The organism is Acinetobacter sp. SWAC5 (genome assembly GCF_003419885.1).
Taxonomy (GTDB): domain Bacteria; phylum Pseudomonadota; class Gammaproteobacteria; order Pseudomonadales; family Moraxellaceae; genus Acinetobacter; species Acinetobacter cumulans.
Genome location: NZ_QUWR01000012.1, coordinates 108551 through 129317 on the forward strand (window position 1 = coordinate 108551; position 20767 = coordinate 129317).

The following is a 20767-nucleotide window of genomic DNA, read 5'->3' on the forward strand; positions in this document are numbered from 1 at the left end:
TGATCCTTATGACAGGTGGCCTTCCTGGTTTTAAGAGTCCTTTTTAGAATCTGTATCAACATTCCAAATAAAGTCTTCTTTAAAGTCAGAATTAAAACCAGTTGTGATGTCTAATTCACTGTCAAAATCCACTAAATCTGAGTTATTAGAAGATTCCTCTAAGGGATTAGAGTTGCACATAAAATACCTGTATTTGTTTTTTAAAACGTCAATGTGATCGTCACGGATATGATACATGGTATATACGAACTAGACCACACGTAATTGTTATTCACGTATGGTCTGGTATATACCTTTTAAGGGAGGGTTTTAGAAAGATAATTGCTGGATTTCTTGATCGTTATCTAAGGTTTTACCCTTAGGTAACTCAGCCTTATAAGCTGGCTCTTCTGGAGGATTAAGCATACGGTTAATTTCATTTAAAAAGTAATCATTACCATCAGGAAGCTTAGATTTTAAATCCAAAAAGGCAGCTTCAATTTTGGTTGTACTGTCCAGCTCGTCAACAAAGCGTTCAACATCCTTGAGATCAAGCGCAAATCTAAACTCATTACGGCCTGGCTCAGTAAAGTGGATGTTCAACGATTCATCTGTTTTACCGCCTTTAGGATCATGGAATACGTTGGTATTCGACATAAAGCGATTGAACTGTTTTGCAACAGATTTCACCGTCACATTAAAGCAGTCTGACCCGTTGTAGTAGAACTCAATACTTGCTTTCTTGTACGGGAAATTAACCTTAGTACCCACATAGTTATTGCGGTTGAAATCAATGTTTACAGGCAATTGATTAAAGAAGTTCGCAATCTCTTTAACTTGCTTAAACGTCACTTGGTTTTCAAGAGAGCTTTCAAACAAGTCAGTTGGTGTATTTGATGGCAATAATAACGCACGGTTACGCATACCATCAGCATCGGTAAATATAACGGTTGAATGTCGTAGATCTAGTGAGCTGACAATCTTATGTGCCTTGAACATATTGCCCGTTAAGGTAATCGCTTGTCGTGTGACATCACCAGACGGCGCTTTCTCAAAATAGGTACGCGTATAACGGGAATAATTGTTTTGTTCAGTAAATAAGTTCACCAAGGGTTGACGATCCTCAACATGACGTCTATTCACATCAGCATAAGAATAAAATTCAGGATTGAAGCGTTTTAGGATAATACGTCCTTTTTCACTCACTGGAGCTACCCAATCCAAGTCTTGCTTGGCATTTTGCATGGTGTAATTGATCAGTGGAACTTTAAACGACTTCTTATCACCAGGGTAAACCAAATCAAGCTTAACCGCATTCGGTGTGATTGCACCTACACGTAACGGCGGTAGGTCTAGACGTAGCAAAGCACCTGTTTTGTGATCTGGCGTCACTTCATCATCAAAAAGACTAGGTTTTGAGATAAGGAACAATAACCCATGCGCTGAATGACCTTCTTTTTCGTTCCTTTCCATAGAACGAGCCAAGAATTTTAGATCCTGAACAATTCGATACATGCGATCAAAGTTAGAGGTCAAAATAGGATCATTGGCAAGATAAACCGCTTCAGCTACTTTTTCAAAAGCATCTGCAGAGTGATCATCAGGTTTACGAAATTGAATATCATCAATGTGTTTTACATTGGCTTCAACAACACCGAAATGATCAAATACTTCGTGTCGATAATCACGAATCACTTCACCACGCATTTGCCCATTTTTGAAAAATAACTTTTGCTTAGCAAAGCCTTCATATTTTTGGTACATCAATGCCTCAAAGTTATAGGCATAGTGTAGTAGTCCGTGTACCGTTTCATTGATGTTTTCATTGATACGTTTAAATTGACGCACCAGATAATCATCACTTTCTTTGAACATGAGTTTTAGATTGTCAGCACGTAATGGCTCAACATGTTCAATGTATTGCAGACCTTCAAAACGCACAGGTAGATCAAAGGTATTGATCTTGGCTGCTTCTGTTTCTGAAGTCACGGTAAAGAAGTTGTCCTTCACTTCAAACTCACGGACTTTTTTAGCTTTCCAGTCTAAAAAGTTGGTCTTGAGAGGGTTACGACCCAACAAGTCTAATTCACGGATCTTATCGTTATAGTCAACAACCAAGTCTTGATAAACCTGTTCTTGCTGACTAATCGGCATCAAAATCAGTTTAGATAGCAACTGGTTCACATGATAGTTTTGCGCCGTGCGATATGATGGTCCTTTTTCATCATCCGAAATATCAATATCAAGTGTGTTCGCCAAGTTTACGTTATTTTTTAAATAGTCCAACGCTACCCGGTTGCCAATGTAGTTGAGCATGTCAGGATAATCGTTTTCGTTAAACTTGGTTTCTGAGTTGGCAGAGACGTTCGCTGATAGGGTAGACAGTTTACGCATCATCATTAAGTGCATACGTGTTTCTGCTGGAATACCCGAATCTACTGTCGTCATAATCGGATGTGATTCTTCACCACGGCGACCCACACGACCGATCATCTGAATCGTATCGGTAGAGTTCTCAGGTTTTTGCAAGAAAAACAACTCACGTTGGCGCAAGTGATCCGATGGAATTGTAGGATCAGGGTTTTTGGCTGCATGTAGAGAAATACCCGTACAACCAGAGCGAGTCACAATAACAACATCGATTTCACCAGATTGGAATTTTGATTGAACCAAAATCTTACCTTGTGTCGTATTGTTCTCTTGTTTATTAACCTTCCATTTGCCGTCTCTTGTTTCCGTTAAGTGGATCTGACGGCCAGAGATTTCATCAATCTTGAAGCCAGCTTTTGTCACCTTGTTACGTAGTACGTCCAAAGGCATCAAAGGTAGGTCAGGGAACTTTTGAATCTTTTCTTTGATACGATCCAAAATGATTTTATACGGACTTACCACTGGATCGCCGTTTTCATTAAATGTCACTTCCGTACTGAGCTTCTTAACGAACGAGTTACCGTAGTTATCTTCAGCTTTCACCACATCGATGCGATCTAACATCACTTCAAGCAAGTCACGGAATTGTGGGAGTTCATCTAAAACAGAAATTTGACTTTGCAGATAGCTACCGCGCTTATATTCAAGCTTAGTCAATTCCTTTTGAATATTTTTCGCTGCTTTTTCATCGCCAGCGTCACGGTTTTCTTTGATCATGAGTTTTTGAAGCTCATTTTCAAGAAATTCAATTTCTGACGATACCGACTTGAAGTTATTAAACGCTTTTTCTTTTTCAGGCGAATCAGCGGTAACGTCTTGCGCCGTATCTGCTTTTAAAATCGCTTCCATGCGACTTTGCATCAAAATGTTGAATAGACTCTCACCCGTATTTTCCAAACCAATCACGGGCTTTCTACCCTCATGTAATGCCTGAATCACAGCATCACTTGTAGAGTCAGTTTTCAATGCCAATAGGAATTGCTTTTGGATCTGGTACATTCGAGATCCAAAGTTCATCACACTCAAACTTAAACGGTTTTTCGGATCGTCTGAATCCTGATGAAAGTCTAAATTGGCAACAGCATCATCATCATTGGCAATGTTTTCTAGCGCATCGAGGCGAATATCTTTAGAAAATTTCACCATGTCCGTCAAGATGTCAGAAAGAACATCTGAGTAATTGTGAAATTTCTTAATTTCCTCTTCAGTTGGCACAAAGGTTTGAATGGTAATGTGCGAGAGATCTTGCTCTCTACGAATCATGGCAGAGCTGTCTACCAAACCTTCAGAAATAAACTCCAAAATTGGACCATCTGCATTATCGATAACCTTTTGTAAGTCATTACGAGATACGGATCGAGGGAACAATTTATGGAAGAATTCAAGATTTTCAGGTTTCTTAATTGCCGATGCAGACTGGAAATTAATTAGATTGGTCTGATCAATAACATCTAAGAAAAATTGACTTGTAGCTGATTTCAAGGATGCTGCACGGTGCGTTTCATCCATCACCAAAACAGTGTCTTGATTAATAAAACGAGTCAATAACGCACGTTTCCGGTTTGGTCGGTTAAATTGGCTATACGTTGCCAATACCAAGTCATGTTGCGCTGGAATATCTTCAATTTCCTTAGGTAGATCTTGGCCAGTGAATAAAACCTCTTCAGTACCAAAGCGGTTAATCACAGCATCCGAGTTAAAGATAAACGGATCTTTAAAGAACTTGTCACTGTCTGTAGCAACAATATCACGCCAAATGTCGTTCAAGAGTTGCGTTGTATCTGTAAGGAAAACAGGGGGCTTTCCTCTTAACGCACTATATCGTAAACACGCAGCTGCAATACGACCTTTACCTAAACCCGTCTGGTCGCCAATAAGCACAGGTAAGTTTTGGTCAAAACGTAAAATGATATGGGCAACCGCATCGACCTGTTCACATGCAAAAGCGGACTTTAGTGCATCAAAATTGTCATATTGCAATTTCTTAGCGACATAGGCATCAACAAGAGTAGGGTAGTTACCATTATCGACTTCAGCTTGGAAATTGATACCCCCAAAACCTAATACATTTTGGATGTGTGTAGTCAATTGAGCATTTGCCTGATTAATCGCTTTAATCTGGTTTTTAGCCACTAAAGCAATTGGCTCAGATGCCATAGACATCGGTATATACTTAACTTGGTATATATTTTCCGGAGTTGGTTCTGTTGTGTTTTCAGCATTAGGAACAGGAACAATCGGCTGTAAATTTGATTGGTCAGATTCAACAGTCGGTTCTTCTTTTTGCTCAGTACCGATCGCTAATTCAGAATTTAACTTAGCAATCTCTTCAGCAGTTAAACCCGGTTCCTGTTTTACTTGCTCTACCGCTGGTTCTTCAGCTGGTGTTTGTTCAGGTGTTTCACCCTCATTGGTCGCCGTGGTATCACCTACTTGAAGATTAACGTCATCGTCAAGGTCTTCATCCAGATTTTGGTTCTCGTGCGGATTCTTTACCTCAGGCACGAAATCATTGTCATTTTCATTTTCAAACGTTGGTGTAGCTTCAGTTGGTGTAGGTACATCATCATCTGAACTGGTTGTTTGCGTACTAACTTCAACGGTTCCGAAGTCAAAAGAAACTTTATTCGGTTTTGATTTAGGTTTACGACCAAACATCGGTTTTGGTTTGACAGCTTCCTCTTGCTTAATCTCTTCTTCTTTAGCGACCACGACTTCATCAAACATAGTGACTGCAGACGTAGGCGTTACACTTGATGCAATATCTTCAAGTGGCGAAACAGGCTGTTCATCACCTAGACTGGCAAACAAATCGTCATTTTCTTTTTCAACAGGCTTAACCTCAACAACAGGTTCAACCACTGGTGCTTGTTGTGCTTGTTGCTCAACTGGAGTCGGAGTAGTTGGCTTGAAGTATAGATCCTTATTCGGATTCAAACGATTATAGATTACGTTATTAGCCCATCCCCAAAGTTCGTCATAGTCCGTAATGACTTTCAACTTATCTGGTACCACAGAAGATTGGTAAGTTTGTAGTAACGCTTGTTCGTTTTTACGATTGCCTACCACTAACATACGAACATTTTGATTAGCGCCGTTTCGTGCATATGCATTGCCGTGGATTTCTACAACCGCCTCAACTTCATAATGCTTATAGAGATAATTAAGTAAATTCTTTGATTTACGCTCAACCGTACCATCTGAAATCTGTTTATCTGAGCCAATAATGAAAACTGAACGCCCTTGATCGTTTCGTGCGTTTAGTGATTTAACCAGAATGGCATGGTCCAATTTATCCGTACTGAACCAGACGTTTTCTGATGGATCTACCAATAATGGGTTTGGATCTACGCCGTTACGCTGTTGAACCAAAATTGGTGCAACACGTTCTAGTTTATCCATAGCACCAAAAGGAGGGTTGGCAATCACATAGTCAACTTTTTGCTTAAACGTTTGCTCAAAATCAATTTGTGTAGCATCTGCAGTAACAACCGTGCATTCATAATTTTGAGTCAGTGCTTTTGTACGTTCAGCACGTTTGGGATCTAACTCAACCGCATAGACAGAAGCATTACGCTCTTGGGTTAATAAACCGATTAAAGATCCATTACCCACAGTTGGCTCGAGCACGGAAAAGTTTTGTTTTGTTCGGTTATCACCCTCAATCAATAAGCGCTGAGCCACAAGTGACATCGGGATTGGAGTCGAATATTGCTGTAACATACGAATCGTATTGTTTCGCATGGTCTTAGTCGGCATGCGATTGTATAACGCTAAACTCGTTTTAAATGAGCTCTCAGTAAAATCAAGCTCACCTAACTTTTCGACCATCACTGTTTCAAGCGCTTCTTCTGCAGTATGGATCTGTTTATCTGTTACCTTGGATACATCAACGTCAGCATTTTTGGCTTGCGTGATTAGAGCTAAAAACTTTAAAAAGTCCTGGTGATTATGGCTCTTTGTTTCATGTTCTAATTGATAGATATAGCCTCTTAAGCATTCTTTTAAATCTTTTTGCTTGGTCGCACGTAAGTACAGACTAGACGGCTGATCATTAGGACCTTCAGGTATTTGCGTACCTTGGGCATTCACGTAAAAACGGTTATGAGCTGAAGCATAGATTTTGTTGCCATCAGAGTTATAACCGAGTGGAGTTGCACTATTCAACGCAACGTTCAATCGTTGTGGCACCAATGTTTTTGCTTGGGCATTGAACAAATCATGCAATTCTTGGCGAGTCGCAAGCACACTACGGATAAATTCTTTTGGAATACCCAAAACTTCATGAAACAGTCTTGGTTTGATCGTTTCATTCAAATTGTATTGATACAAGTGACCGTCAAAGTGAGGATAAGCCTCAAACTTCATCGGTGTAAAACCAATGTTATTCAAATTTTCTTTAGATAGTTTTTTTTGAACGTCCAATAAGAGTAATTGGCTATCCGTCTGGCCAACACGCCGTACATCGAGATATACACCAGCTTGTGATAAGTCGATCCATTTAATTTTTTCGTTTAAATCATGAGTAGTCATAGCGAACCTGAAGAAGAATTATTAAATTTGATTAAAAAGTCATGTCGTTATAGACATCAGAAGTCGCAGCCTTTTCTTGGCTTTTCTTAACATCCATTTCTGGCTGTCTGACTTTCATCATTAACTCTTGTGGATCAGGTAAAAGATCGTGGTTGAAGTTCTTAGATAACGGACTATCGATTGAAGCTTTATGTTGCTGTACATGCTCTACCGTAATTTCTGAAAAGTTCAACGCATTCATACGGGTTTGAGTAAGTTCAACAGGCTCGATAAACGAGACAAAACAATTATTCGAGTTCCGTTGGTGTGGTTGAATAACAATAAACGCTTCAGCAAATTGCTGTTTTGCATGCGTCAATTTATTCATGGTCTGACGATCAACTTGACTTAAAAATTGAGGATTTAAGTCGTGCGGTTTTGGATTGCCGTAGTCATCGGTAAATTGATTCACTAGGGGAGGTGCACCAACACCACGAACACCCTCACCAGTACGTAAATCTATTTCTGGATCTACCTTGCGAAAACCAGCGTGAGGCGTTTTATTGTTGAAAAATTTCTTTAAGAACGTGTCTTTGTAAAGCGCACCTAGTTGTAGTTGTTGGCCATGATAAACCTCAGGCAGTAATTTTTGACTCACCAAGCCAGCGTAAAGACGTTTTAAATTTTGATTTTTTTCTTTGTCTACATCTTCATTGTAGAACACTTTAATTTGTCGATCGCCAAGTAATGCAAACAGGGCAATACGGGCCTGGTCCATAACATAAACGTTCTGAGCCTGTTTATCGAACTGGTCTTTTTCATGCTGGTTGGATGGTACAAAATTTGGATCAAAAGTTGCGGTGTGAAAGTCATTGCCGTTCAAAATATCTTTGATACTTTCAATCGGATCTTTAGCAACCCGATAAGACTTTTTAGTTTTATCAATACCGCCACGTTGCATCAACGGATCTGGCTTAGCGAATTGCTTAACACTTTCACGATCAGCACTGTCATAGGTTGGAATCAATGGGATTGTAGTTAATACAGAACCAGACTCATAGCGCACAACAATTTTTGAAAATGGAATGCGCTCAGGTTGGTTGTCAGTACTATTCGATAAAGATTTAACAAGAAGCTGTAAATTATTTTTAATAATAGCGTTATGAAGTGCTGGAGAATTAATTTTTACATTGGGCACTTGCATATGTGCTGCATCTTCAATGATTTGAGCTTTAACAAAGAAATCGCCGTTTTTTTGTTGATGCACATTGATAGAAGTGACTGCTTTGATTAATTGTGAATTCGGGTTGTTACTCATTACGTTGCACCACTGAGCAACATAAGTTTTATAACCGTCAAGAGATTCGTAGGGTGAGTCAACACATTTGTCAAAACAGATAATTCGACCACGGTTAGCACCGCGATTATGTGTGTCTAATGAAGTACGTTGGTTACGTCCAGAATCAAATTTTGCGTGGACTTCATCTACTGAAACATTCTCAGTATGATGCTTGTTGAGTTTATTAATGATCTTCGTGAATTCTTCAGATGAACTCATTCGTATGCGAACTGGTTCATTGGTAGACATATCAAAGCCGTATGCATACAGCTCGTCTTGTTCATCATGTTTGTAAAATTGATCTACAGTCATGACGATACGTTTAATCGTATTATCACTTTTACTCATTTCTTAAATTCCACGCTTTATATTTTTGATTGCTGGTCATTGACTCAAGCTATTTATAAAATACTACAAAACCTCATTGGTATATACTAAGGAGGCAAATAAAAAATTAAAAAATATATTAAAAAGTTTAAGAGTAAATTTTTAAAAAGAAATTTTTTGTTTATTATCTTTCTAATTAAGGGAAGTTAATTAGGGACATTTTTTATGCTTATTTTTCATGATATTACAGGATTAGTACGGAAAAACACAAATGGTACGAGCGAAAATCAAATTCATTTGAGCGCAAATTGAATTTGAATTTTTAGAAAATAAGGCGTTTTTAGCTGGTTTTTGATGTTTTTATCCACTTTCCTATTAAATTCTATCCACAAATTAAGTTCTTGTATATTAGAATGAATTTAAAAATATGAGTAAAATATTGTTCATTTTTTAGCTTTTTGCAATATTGGAAATTTGCAAACTAGCAAGTGTTGTAAGTCGCTGTTTATAATAAAATTAAATAGAATAAAAAATACTTCCAGCGCAAATTAAATTCATTTGAGCGCAAATTAAATTCAAAACGTTGCGGATAACTTCTCCAATTTCCTGAGAGCCTTGATAATAAAGACTTTCAGATTTTATGAGGAATAGCCCTTATATATGACCCAACGATCGCTATTTAGCTTGTTTTACGACAAATCAATAACTTACGCCATTAGGACGGAAGAAAGTTTACAACCCATTTATAAAAAACTTTCGCTGAGTTCAGACTATAACAGAAAATCAATGAGTTACGCCATTAGGACGGAAGAAAGTTTACATCCACTTATAAAAAACTTTCGCTCGTATTTTGACACAACTATAAATCAATAACTTACGTCATTAGGACGGAAGAAAGTTTACAACCCATTTATAAAAAACTTTCGCTGGAAGTTAGGTACAGCCAAAAAGTTATAACCTAACCTTAAAACATACTAAACATACTATCTATGATAGTTGAGCTATTGGATCTGGACAAAAAAGTAAAATCAATAACTTACGCTATTAGGACGGAAGAAAGTTTACAACCCATTTATAAAAAACTTTCGCTCGTATTTTGGCACCACTATAAATCAACAACTTACATCATTAGGACGGAAGAAAGTTTACACCCACTTATAAAAAACTTTCGCTCGAAATTTGCCAGCAATATAAATCAACAACTTACATCATTAGGACGGAAGAAAGTTTACAACCCATTTATAAAAAACTTTCGCTCGAAATTTGCCAGCACTATAAATCAACAACTTACATCATTAGGACGGAAGAAAGTTTACAACCCATTTATAAAAAAGTTTCGCTCGAAATTTGCCAGCACTATAAATCAACAACTTACATCATTAGGACGGAAGAAAGTTTACAACCCATTTATAAAAAAGTTTCGCTCGTATTTTGGCACCACTATAAAACAATAACTTACGTCATTAGGACGGAAGAAAGTTTACAAACCATTTATAAAAAAGTTTCGCTGGGTGCCTATCTTGAGCACATATTTATTTGATCAAGTATTACATTGGTTAACTTACATTGTAATTGTGAATATTACTCATATAAGGCACTGTTTTTCATAGTCTTATTTATTAAGAAATTACTGTTAAAAATGCTTTTAATCGTAGTCTAATTAACGAATTGATGCTATAATGTCTACTCAGAATGCCTATGGGAATTCGAGATATGCAATATCAATCATTTAGTCTTAGACATCAAAAAATACTCATTGACTTCAATGTGTTTAGCTCTGGCTCGTCTGATATTTTGCTAAAAGGTGTTTTATCTGCCGAATTGCTTATTCTAGTTGATAATTTAAATGCATTTTATTCTGCAGAAGACGGTAGATACGTTGTATCAGCTGAAAAAGTTAACCACGTTACAGGTCTAGATTTTAATAAGAAAACTATCAACCAGATCATGCGTGAAGCTTGTGATTTATCATTTATGATTGATACAGATGCGAAGCAAGCTGCAGCACCTATGATTGACGAAATTCAAATCTTATCAAGTGGCGATATTACTTTTAAACTCACTAAAAGCTTTGATTTTTTTAGAAATTCTCTTAGTTTTAAAAGCATATATGAGAAGCTACCATACAGGTTCACTACTTCTAAACTAGAGTTACCGCAGATCGGTCAACAAATAATGTTAATTGCGTAATTAAGCCTCTGACGAGGCTTTTTTATTGTCTAAAATTTAGTTAGTATATACACAGCTTTAAAGCGAAAAGACTACAACGTTAGTTGGGTTGCAAATATATTTTTATTTTTATTTTTTAATTCAATCTCAGGCAATGTACGTTGTACGTTGTCTAAAGTGGAGCAGTTATGCAAGATTCTTCACAAGTCTGCATAAGTAAAGGAATTTCAGAAGATGAAATTTTTGGACTATCGCAGTCAATCAAAGACTCAATTATTAATGCCGAAACAAAAACCATGGATCTCTTGGGTTACGGCAACAAAATCAGTAATTTCATAGTCGAATGTTATCTAGATATTCCAGTTGTTGATCAATTCATTTTTTACTTAATGTTGGTGAATGCCAAAAATAAGTATGCACATCAGCTGCAGCGCGTTATCGCTGAAAAACCTGAATTATCCCAAATTGAAGCATTACAACTAGCGAACAACTTTGTTCTGAATTTTGAATACATCCGTCAAATTCTTTTATTCAAAAATAAAGCTAATTACCTTAGCAATGGCCGTATCAAATCTTTGGCATGGAATACGCTAAATAGTGTTGGTAAAGTGATGCTACCAATGAGCTCTTTACGCCAAATGGACAGCGAACCATTTTCAAGAAATGACGTAGACAGCGTAACTCATAAAAGAATGTTTGCCAGTACGGGCTATTTTGAATTAGATAACAATGCGTTTATTTGCTATCAGCTTGAAGAAACGTTGATTGCCAATCTATCTGAATTAGATTTTGATAAAAAGGGGCGCTACACAGTTCTCGACACTTTAACGGTTCTTGGATTTAAGGACCGTTTTGATCTTTATATGTATAACTTGATGAAGATCAATGAGTTTCGTGGCGAAGTGGTTATTCCTTACATTGACTTCAAAGCATTAACCGAGTTTTCAGTAGAATTTAAATACAAAGCAAGTGATTTTTACCGTAAACGACTTCTTGTTTCATTAGAAAGACTGAATAACAATCCATCTATTGAATTATTTATTTCTGTTAAGTATGAACCATGCAATAAGCGTACACCAGATCGTGACAATTTTTGCAATTATCGTTTTCAGATTCAGTTGAAGTCCAACTATCGTAAAGCGCTTAATACATTAAATGAAATGTGTGCAAAGGTTCAGGATGAACAGGGCAATGAGCTTAAAATCAGTAATGCGCTCTTCACTTCAGCAATTCGATTGAATAATGGTGAACCTGAAAAAGTAATAGAACTTGTTAAGGATCGTTTAGCTGCTTATACAACTAAGAATGGACCATCATATTTAGCTAAAAATCTTAATTTGGTTGCGTCTTATGTTACGCGAGCTCTAGAAGATCTATATAAAAGTAATCACTTCTTTGAAAGATTCCTAAACGATATGAAGCAAGCAGATAATTTACTTTATCTGAGAAATCGTGATAAGAAAGTTGAGATCGAAAACAAAAGTGCATCTACTTTCTCAAGCGAATTCATTAATATTCGCGACAAAGTTGATGTTACCACTTGTGAAATTCTTACAAACGCTGAGTACATTTCAAAGAAAACGGAAGCTACTGTAATTATTGATTATGCTTTCATACGTAATTCTATTTTTATTACACATCCTCATTTGCGCCACCAGCGAAATGCAGACGAGAAAAAATACATAGATCTCGTGTGTGAAAGCACAAAGCTTTGCCAAATATTCTTTGGTACGGGTAATGAAAATAAAAAAACGTTAACTCAAAACTATTTAACAGAACTCCTGTTTGAACATTTTTTTGATGATAATTTCCACTTGAACTCAGATGTATTAAAGAATCTTCTAAAAAAAGATAAGGACTATTGGGTACAAGAAAAGCAAAAGACATTTATGCGGTTGTGGAAACTTGCAAATGAGTTCAGTTTAAAAGCTATTAGTCCAGCGAACTACAACGGTAAAGAGAGTTCAGACAATGAATAATAAACTTTATTTATGTGCAATTTTTACGGCTACTATATTGAGTAGTAGTGCAAATGCCGATTTTAGTGATTGGTATAAAAAAGCAACTTCAAATGAAGATTCAACTCAGCAAGTGCCAGCTCAACAACAGCAAGCACCTGGTCAAATTCAACAGCAAGCACCAGTTCAGGTTCAGCAACAGCCGATACAGCAAAGACAATATAATTCTAATCGGAACACCACAGCTACGCGTTACCAAAACAATAATGCAAATGTCACTGGTGATTCTGGCCTTGAAGCACGAATGAATAACTTGAATTCGACCATTGAGAATCTAAACAAGTCATCAAAAAGTGGTGACAACCTCACGAATAACTATCTAAATATTGTTCAATTCATAGTGATAAACGAAGAAACACGTAAATTGGATGGTAAAGACAATACATCACTGATCAATAACATGTTGGCTGGTATTGTGAGTTGTCAGAATAAATACAAAGTCGATGTTATACAAAAAGTGAATAATCAACTCCCAAGAGATGTTGCTAACACCGTACAACGGTATTTAAGCCAGAATGGACGCTCTATTGGTGCAAACGGCAACTGTTTATACTAATTAAACCCCCTTTTAAAACCGTCCTTAAAAGGCGGTTTTTTTTATTCTTAAAACATACCTATTTATTTTAAAACCACATTCTATATACTACTAACAGTTTAATGAATATTAATGTGGGTTTTATCATGATCAGTTCTAAAACAATATATGAACTATATCAATTGCTGAATCAATCCGAAGTACAAGAATTAAAATCATCTATAACTGAGACTTTTGGTGCAGATGTGGAAAGTGAAGTTGATAAAAGCCCGGTCTTACAGCAAAAGATCAATTATTTTATTTATCAATATATACATCTCAAGCATCCAGAAAGAACAGACAAGATCTTATTCGATGCAAATGAGTCGGCTCACGAGGTTGTAAAAACAGAACACCTTAAAAGTGAGCCAGTACCCTTATTAAAAGATTTTGTATCAAACAGCAGCAATAAAAGTTTAGCACCTGAAGAACAAAAAGATGTAATTGCAGTCACTTTACCAGCCGAATTATCTGACATTCCTGTTGAACCAACAAATCAAAACCATACAGGAAATAATGAAGTAAAACATGACTATAACATTATCCTTGATGGTCGAACTAAGCTAAATATATTGCTCGAAAGATATTTAAGTGGTGTTGATGATGTGGCTCGTGAAATCATTGTGAAGTGCTTTCTTGTTATCTCTATATTTGTAGCACTGATCTCTCTTGTTATGGTTCTTCTGAATACGACCAATATTAACCAGATCCAAGAAATGTATGATATTGGCCATAAAACATTCCTATTCCAATATGCTGAAGTCTGCAATGTAAATGTTGAAGTTGCAAAAGCGAATCCATGTGTTATCTCAGAAATCAATAAACGTATTTCTGAACTATCAAATAGCAGATTTTGGAACACGTTCGGGGTGGTGCTTTTCTCACTTTTATCGTGCTTTTTCTTCTACCATATCTCTACTTACCGTGATTCTAAAGATAAGCACAACGGCTAGTCTTAAAAGGAGGGTAGGGTGTTTTAAAATGGTCTTAAAAGGCCATTTTTTTATTTTAATAACAAAGTTTTATAGTTGATAAAAGGTATTCTAAAAGTATAATAGATACACTCTTAAAACTGGAATGCGTTGTGCTTTTTAAAATTCCAAAAACGGGTGAGATTGATTCAAGTGAACAATCGATGACAGGCCTGGTACTCAAATCGGCATACAACTTAGTTGCCATTTTCAATATTTGCTACATCTTTGTAGTTGTATTCTTTGTGTTTGAAATGTTTTTAAATACAACGATATACAAGATTAAATATCTACCAGAAACCCTCAATACTCCATCATATATATTGCAAATCATCATATTCATTTTATGTTTTTCTTCACTTCTGTATGCGATAAACAAAATGTTTGATGAAAAGTATATCCCTACACGCAAAGAAATCTATCTATTCCTTATCTCTTTTACTATCAATAGTTTATCAATGTTTAATTTTTTAGCTACCAAATAACACTGTAATACCAAGTTCCCACCGTAGCCTAAGCAAAAGTTACCTGTTTTTTTGGGTTTTAAAAGCAGTGAACAAGGGCAGAATTAAAACACAAAAAAATAAAATTAATAGTTTTAAAAAATATTTTTTAAAACTAAATCAGTGATAATATGTAACCAACGTTAAGTTTAAGAAAGTATATTATGTCTGATATTCGCAGCATCTATTTTTACGGTAATAATAAAAGCATCAAATTGGGTAAAAACCCAATCTTAAATACTGTCTTTGAAATTTTTCCAGCCACTAAAACCCCTTTAAAGCGGATTCTTAATCATAACCACCAGTGGGTTAGTAATTGCGCTTTTTACGTGCCTAACGATGTGAAAAGTGAATGGGTTAAAACGGTAACACTTTCAATTTTGACAATCTCAATTATGGCTTCCTTCCGTAATGCAATTGCACAGCAAAAAGGGTTGTCACCAAACGATGAAGCACTTGATGAAGAGGTAGAGAACCTTGTGCCAGATTCGTTATTCAATTCTGCTATTGAATTATCGGATCTTAAAAAAAGTTTATTAGAAGTTCTGCCAAATTTAATGAGCGAATACCTTGCACAAAACTTTGGTGAATACGAAAGCATTATTACAAACGGTGTAGCTAAGCTTTTTATTGATAACCATGAATTTTTGGATAAGCAACTTGATTCTGATGCTGGAACAGATAATCAGATTTCAATGTTAAATTTTACTGACAATGCAGATGAATTATTTCACACAACAAACTATATTTTAGTCCGTATTGCTGATTCAAATGAAAACTTGAAAATCAACTTTACTAACAGCAAACCACATGCAGAACACTTAGGCCGAATTCTGCATACATTGTTGGGGGATGAAAGTTTTGAGATCTCAAAAGGTTCAATTGAGATACCTAATGACGAAGATGGCCAAGAAATTTTCATCTTTGAAAAAGAAACGAACTTTATTGATTTTTACAATTCATTATTGCTGGAAGTTAGTTTTTTTCTAGATCATGCAACAGTCTTAGAGCATATAGAAAAGTATGCACCAATTAACCAAACACTAAGCAGTTTGAGTGAGAATTTAGAAAAGAATATTAACTTTGTCATTTCTTCATTCAAAGAAACTCGCGATCTATCTGCATATTTAGAAAGCCGTGCTCAAATCATAGGGTTAATTCATGAAGCTGCACAAATCGCCAGCATTGAAATACAGCCAGTTGCTCAGGCTAAGGACCTTAAATCGTTAATTGAATCGCATCACCTGGTTACTTTTAATGATAAAGACACCTTTAAACAATTTAATTTATTTTGAGGTGAATATGAAATTTGTTATTAAAAATGGCATTGGTACACGTAAAGTCGAAGTGGATCTCGCATTAGATATACCATTGGTGCTACAAAAATCCATTTCTGTAATTGAGTATGAAGATTTCTTTAAATATTTTAGTGAGCAACATTTTCACATTTGCAAATTTAGAACGTTGAACTTTAAAGATAATAGCGTAGAGGGAAGTAGTAAGGAATTAAATCGCTTTATCTGGCTTGCTATGGCACATCAAGCTTATATGGAGCGTAAAGCTTTACTACCAAGTAAATATATTGCGGATCTAGAAGCTTCAATTTCAAGCATGTTTAATTTAGAGAGCGAATCGCGAGAATGGTACCGAGCTATTCACAAAGCCATAGATGCTTACCTTAAATCACAATTTCCTGAAGCAATAGATTTTTTACCTTCCAACATTGCACCACTGGATGAAGTGACTAAAATTCTTATGCAAGAAGTACAGCCAGTGATACCAGTTGCAGACGAGCCAGCGAAGCTTTATAGCTGATTCTAGAAATAATTAAGACATAAAAAAACCATCTAAAAATTAGATGGTTTTTTTTGTTTGTGTTTTTATAATTTTGCGAATACTTCAGGATTGTCATTCATAAACTGTTCAATGAAATCATTGTCTAATTCGACATGTTTTGGAAGCTTCTCATGTTCACGAACAATGGATTTTATAGATTCAATATTTTGCTGATTGAAAACAGGTGTTGTACGGCTCTTATAGCCAGTATCAGCCATCGCATAGCGATCATCAAACATACCTGAAGAGGTATTAGAATCGACTTCTGAGTCGCTTATAGATAGTGTTAAGTTGCGGTCTTCAGCTAACTTTAAAATGAATTCGTCAGAGATAAAGTTACGTAGCTCATGCAGCATAGATTCAACTTTATTGTGTTTAAAAAGCACCTTTGCAATTGAACGACAAGATAAGAAACCTTTTGTGATGTTTAGATCTAGTAATTTTTGAGGAATGATTGGATCGCTTTTCTTGTTGCTATTCGCGATCTGTTCAACTTCTTCATCAGTCATAGAAGCTATAATGTTTTTAAAGAAATTGCCATATTGAAACTTTTCAATTTTCTCCAGCATTGTCACTTGTTCTGTATCTAATAAGCAAAAAGAAATAGGTTTAAGCTTGCGTTGGTCGGTTTTGCTTAAACTGCCATTTTGGTTTAAGCGGTTCTCTTTGGTTTTAGCGTTAGTTTTAGAGTTAGTCATTTTAAACACCTTTCAATATGTTTTAAACTTTGGTTAATACCAATAATCATATTATAAGTGGTTTTAGCTAAAATACAAAAAATGAACATTTTGTTTTTTTAAAAAAATCTTTTAAATGTTTTTCGTATATACTATAAGAATATCTATCTTAAAAGGTATAACTCGTGATTAAAACTGATACAGGCGATACGGTTGGAGGGGGTTTAACGAATCCTCAGGATGAAGTTCTAGCATTGTTAGAAGAGTGCTTAAACTCTGAACAATATACAGCTCGTATTACTTATATTTGTGAAGATGGCGGTCAATTAGTAGGTAAAAAGGCAGCTTTAAAGATTTTAAAGGAACAAGAGGACAATGGTTTAATGCTGGTTCCAATACCAGTCTTAGGAAAACAACTAAGAGTCTGGAGTGGTTTAAGTAAAACCAAAATGTCTAGTCACACAGGATTGTACAACAATATACAGTGGTCAAAGTTTGAAAGTGGCGAAAAGTTAATAACAAAGCAAGCGTGGACATTACTTCAACTTAGACTTGGGGTTCATCCAAAATACAAATTGGTTTTAAAAAATGAATTAGATGTCGAGTGAATTATATGTTAGTGAAATTAGCCCTTAGTGGTCATGCTTCTCCAGAAGCTTTAAGTAAATTTGAACGTATCAAAGCGTATGTGCCAGATAGCGCACCTGTTTTGGTCACATACTTTAATAAACAAGTTTTATTAAGTGATCTACTGGTTAATTTTTCTAATTTTTTACCATCGCTCGAAATCACAAAAGATAAAGACATGCTGGTTACGATTAGAGGAAATGAAACACCTTTAGTCGAATTTATTGTCAATTTAAAACTATACAGCATGAAATTAGGCAAACTTTTCTTTGAATTTGAGAATCAATTTAAAGAAAAAGAGCAAGACTTTAAGGGCTTTATTAAACGTCACAAACTTAAAGGTTTTGATCATGCCAATTTTGTTAATTACGTGAAACTAGGTGCATATGATAGTGCTTTAGACATTATCAAACACCAGTACGAAAGCGTTAAAAAAACATTCTTTGTACTGTTTAAAGATCGTTTCACCCTATTAGAAAGCAAGGGTTTTATTTAAGGATATTCTATGGAAATGTTAGATCCATCAAACACAAACCCTGGGCTCTTTTTAGTCATAATGGCTACGGCAATTGGTACCATACTTTTTGGTTTTTTAATTGTCGCTTTAATTGCACGATATAAGTTCAAGATTAGAGTTACGGTATCTAGTTTTATAGCTGCAGTTACTTTATCTGTATTTAGCTTTATATGCTTTGGTTCACTTGGTCCGATGGAACCTAAATACAGTACTTCAGTTGTTCAGCTTTATGCGTTGGGCTTACTGGCTGGTACTTTAATATTAAATATAGTTCTTCTGAAATTATTCAGCCCTAAAACTATTGAACAGTTAGCTTTGAAAGGTTTTAATAAGTCAGAAAATGAACAAAAAGAGCATTACAAAAACATCTTAAAAGAGTTTAAATGTATTACTGATTTGGAAGATAAAAACAAGCTTAATAAGCGCAGTTTTAACTTGTTAAATGTTTTTAAACATAAAGGAAAACAAAATGTTTGATTTTAAGATGAAATCTTTGTGTGTTTTGGCTGTTGCCGGATCTCTTTTAACTGGTTGCGTATCTAGTACTATTGATGGAATGGGTTCTAAACGCAAACAAATCATGTTGTATTCTGAAAAAGAATATCTTCAGCAAAGTACTCAGTCTTACAACAACATCATCACGACTGCTAAACAGCGTGGATTGATTGTGAATAACGCTCAAGTAAATAGAGTAGCAAAACGTCTTATCGCACAAGTTCCACATTATCGAGCTGACGCAGCAAATTGGAATTGGGAAGTTAATACAATCCGAGATAATGAAATCAACGCGTTTTGTCTATCTGGAGGCAAGATCGGTGTGTTGACTGGTTCTATCACAAAAATTAATGCAACTGATGATGAATTGGCTGCACTGATCGGCCACGAAATTGCACATGCTTTACGTGATCATGGGCGTGAAAAGGTAAGTAAAAAGCTTTTAACTGGTTTAGGTGTGCTTGCAGCTAGTTCGGCTGGTCTTGGTGACATGGTTGTATCTGGCACAAGTTTACTAGGCGATTATGGGGTTAACTTACCTGGTTCGCGCAAACTTGAAAGTGAAGCGGATCTTCTAGGTGTTGATATTATGGTTCGTGCTGGTTACAACCCACAGGGCGCAGTCAGCTTTTGGAATAAAGTAGTAGCCCAAGAAAAACAGGGCACTAAAATTGATTTCTTATCAACGCATCCTACTTCAGAAAAAAGAATTGTAGCGATCCAAGAATACATCAACCAAAATTACAGGAAATAATATAAGGAGCTGGTTATGGATATTTACACAGTTATCCGAGTGAGCAAAAAGTTGTTTGACCACGGTTATGTTGTAATACCAGAACACAAAGTAGATTTTAAATCGGCTTTACTGCTCTTAAATGAACAAACCGTTGATGATCGATTTCTAATATCTAAAGATATAGTAGGTGCTGAAATCAGAGGGAATTTTGCCTTAATTGAAAAGGAGGGGAAGTTTCAATTGTTTACCAAAGGAATAGATTACTTTTGTTTGAATGTTGAGCCTGAAAAATCCAGTACTGATCCTAAACCTGAAAAAGAGGTAAAAAAGAGTAAAGTAGTTCTCAAAAACCGTTATTTATATAAAAGTGGCGTGAAGAAGATAGGGGAGCTGGACACGTACAAGAAAAGAAGCGTCAAGATTACGAATGTAGGAAAACCATTTGTACTAAAACAAAAATTGCATGACGTTCCAGATTGGCTTTTTGAAAAGCTAAAAGACCAAGATGTATGTTGGATCTATTTTGAATATGCTGAAGAACAATTATCAGAGGCACCAATAGAAACTGCACCAATCAATTTAAAAAGTGACATTGAAAGTTGTGTTAAATACTTTAAGTTACATGGTGAAAAAACAAGAAAAAAACCAATTATCAATGCTGAAGCACCAGGTAACGTAAACCTATTCAGATATTGTGATTTACGGCGCATTGATCAGGAATTAAAAGTCTTATTTGTTTGTAGTGAAAACTATCTTTGGTTACTGGAACAAAATAGACAAGATCCACTACCTAACATCAAATTAAACAATATTAGTTTTGGCGGTTGGATCATTCCCAAGACGACAAACCAAGATATGTTGAATAAGCTAATAATGTTAGATAAAGAATTAAAAACGAATCCAGATGCTTATCTTCTAAGTGTACGAGAGAGAGATGGATCCGTAAATTTGAACAACTCCTATAAGTGATATTCTGCTCCTCAAATGATGTTATAAACATCAATATATGGAGTATTTTATGGCACGTAGACCAAGAAGAAATCATTCAAATGATTTT

General features: G+C 35.7%; 14 protein-coding genes. 11 read left to right on the forward strand and 3 right to left on the reverse strand.

Translation table 11 applies throughout. From position 1 onward, the window contains the following. Positions 1-309: 309 nt before the first annotated feature. Both DYI81_RS10455 and DYI81_RS10460 read right to left on the reverse strand, forming a co-directional pair. The gene (locus DYI81_RS10455) at positions 310-6942 is read right to left on the reverse strand and encodes a strawberry notch C-terminal domain-containing protein (protein ID WP_005028698.1); all 6633 of its coding nucleotides are present in this window, start codon (positions 6940-6942) and stop codon (positions 310-312) included. Positions 6943-6973: 31 nt separating this feature from the next. After that, positions 6974-8608 carry a hypothetical protein gene (locus tag DYI81_RS10460; RefSeq protein ID WP_005005782.1) on the reverse strand — a complete coding sequence of 545 codons (1635 nt, stop codon included), beginning with the start codon at positions 8606-8608 and terminating at the stop codon, positions 6974-6976. Between the two features lie 1692 nt (positions 8609-10300). Here DYI81_RS10460 and DYI81_RS10470 point away from each other — a divergent pair. The 6 genes from DYI81_RS10470 to DYI81_RS10500 all read left to right on the forward strand — a co-directional run bounded on the left by DYI81_RS10470 (position 10301) and on the right by DYI81_RS10500 (position 16637). After that, a complete protein-coding gene (locus DYI81_RS10470) occupies positions 10301-10777 on the forward strand; it encodes a hypothetical protein (protein ID WP_005005780.1) in 477 nt (158 codons plus the stop codon). 167 nt (positions 10778-10944) lie between these two features. Further along, on the forward strand, positions 10945-12735 hold the full coding sequence (locus tag DYI81_RS10475; RefSeq protein ID WP_005005779.1) for a hypothetical protein: 1791 nt from the start codon (positions 10945-10947) through the stop codon (positions 12733-12735). Then, entirely contained in the window at positions 12728-13330 is a 603-nt protein-coding gene (locus tag DYI81_RS10480; RefSeq protein ID WP_005005776.1) for a hypothetical protein, read from the forward strand. Before DYI81_RS10475 ends, DYI81_RS10480 begins: the two co-directional genes overlap by 8 nt. A gap of 125 nt (positions 13331-13455) precedes the next feature. Further along, complete coding sequence (locus DYI81_RS10485) at positions 13456-14301, forward strand: hypothetical protein (protein WP_024160863.1); 846 nt, start codon at positions 13456-13458, stop codon at positions 14299-14301. A gap of 685 nt (positions 14302-14986) precedes the next feature. Further along, positions 14987-16117: a hypothetical protein gene (locus DYI81_RS10495; RefSeq protein ID WP_005005771.1), complete on the forward strand. Its 1131-nt coding sequence runs from the start codon at positions 14987-14989 to the stop codon at positions 16115-16117. A gap of 7 nt (positions 16118-16124) precedes the next feature. Then, positions 16125-16637, forward strand: a complete 513-nt coding sequence (locus DYI81_RS10500; protein WP_077170163.1) for a hypothetical protein — start codon at positions 16125-16127, stop codon at positions 16635-16637. 65 nt (positions 16638-16702) lie between these two features. Here DYI81_RS10500 and DYI81_RS10505 read toward each other — a convergent pair whose 3' ends face one another. After that, a complete protein-coding gene (locus DYI81_RS10505) occupies positions 16703-17356 on the reverse strand; it encodes a hypothetical protein (RefSeq protein ID WP_005005764.1) in 654 nt (217 codons plus the stop codon). 164 nt (positions 17357-17520) lie between these two features. Between DYI81_RS10505 and DYI81_RS10510 the strand changes: the two genes are divergently transcribed. The 5 genes from DYI81_RS10510 to DYI81_RS10530 are packed head-to-tail and all read left to right on the forward strand — an operon-like array spanning position 17521 to position 20679. Beyond that, positions 17521-17943, forward strand: a complete 423-nt coding sequence (locus tag DYI81_RS10510; RefSeq protein WP_005005760.1) for a hypothetical protein — start codon at positions 17521-17523, stop codon at positions 17941-17943. Between the two features lie 5 nt (positions 17944-17948). Beyond that, positions 17949-18458: a hypothetical protein gene (locus DYI81_RS10515; RefSeq protein ID WP_005005759.1), complete on the forward strand. Its 510-nt coding sequence runs from the start codon at positions 17949-17951 to the stop codon at positions 18456-18458. 9 nt (positions 18459-18467) lie between these two features. Then, positions 18468-18956, forward strand: coding sequence for a hypothetical protein (locus DYI81_RS10520; protein WP_005005757.1), 489 nt, complete (start codon positions 18468-18470; stop codon positions 18954-18956). Beyond that, entirely contained in the window at positions 18949-19728 is a 780-nt protein-coding gene (locus DYI81_RS10525; RefSeq protein WP_005005756.1) for a M48 family metallopeptidase, read from the forward strand. The genes DYI81_RS10520 and DYI81_RS10525 overlap by 8 nt, the downstream gene beginning before the upstream one ends. Positions 19729-19743: 15 nt before the next feature. Continuing rightward, positions 19744-20679 carry a hypothetical protein gene (locus DYI81_RS10530; protein WP_005028393.1) on the forward strand — a complete coding sequence of 312 codons (936 nt, stop codon included), beginning with the start codon at positions 19744-19746 and terminating at the stop codon, positions 20677-20679. Positions 20680-20767: the final 88 nt, after the last annotated feature.

Excerpts from the sequence above, each read along its gene's own strand:
- DYI81_RS10505 (WP_005005764.1), bottom strand. The coding sequence starts at position 17,356 with ATGACTAACTCTAAAACTAACGCTAAAACCAAAGAGAACCGCTTAAAC.
- DYI81_RS10495 (WP_005005771.1), top strand. The coding sequence starts at position 14,987 with ATGTCTGATATTCGCAGCATCTATTTTTACGGTAATAATAAAAGCATC.
- DYI81_RS10475 (WP_005005779.1), top strand. The coding sequence starts at position 10,945 with ATGCAAGATTCTTCACAAGTCTGCATAAGTAAAGGAATTTCAGAAGAT.
- DYI81_RS10520 (WP_005005757.1), top strand. The coding sequence starts at position 18,468 with ATGGAAATGTTAGATCCATCAAACACAAACCCTGGGCTCTTTTTAGTC.
- DYI81_RS10480 (WP_005005776.1), top strand. The coding sequence starts at position 12,728 with ATGAATAATAAACTTTATTTATGTGCAATTTTTACGGCTACTATATTG.
- DYI81_RS10485 (WP_024160863.1), top strand. The coding sequence starts at position 13,456 with ATGATCAGTTCTAAAACAATATATGAACTATATCAATTGCTGAATCAA.
- DYI81_RS10500 (WP_077170163.1), top strand. The coding sequence starts at position 16,125 with ATGAAATTTGTTATTAAAAATGGCATTGGTACACGTAAAGTCGAAGTG.
- DYI81_RS10525 (WP_005005756.1), top strand. The coding sequence starts at position 18,949 with ATGTTTGATTTTAAGATGAAATCTTTGTGTGTTTTGGCTGTTGCCGGA.
- DYI81_RS10455 (WP_005028698.1), bottom strand. The coding sequence starts at position 6,942 with ATGACTACTCATGATTTAAACGAAAAAATTAAATGGATCGACTTATCA.
- DYI81_RS10530 (WP_005028393.1), top strand. The coding sequence starts at position 19,744 with ATGGATATTTACACAGTTATCCGAGTGAGCAAAAAGTTGTTTGACCAC.
- DYI81_RS10515 (WP_005005759.1), top strand. The coding sequence starts at position 17,949 with ATGTTAGTGAAATTAGCCCTTAGTGGTCATGCTTCTCCAGAAGCTTTA.
- DYI81_RS10460 (WP_005005782.1), bottom strand. The coding sequence starts at position 8,608 with ATGAGTAAAAGTGATAATACGATTAAACGTATCGTCATGACTGTAGAT.
- DYI81_RS10470 (WP_005005780.1), top strand. The coding sequence starts at position 10,301 with ATGCAATATCAATCATTTAGTCTTAGACATCAAAAAATACTCATTGAC.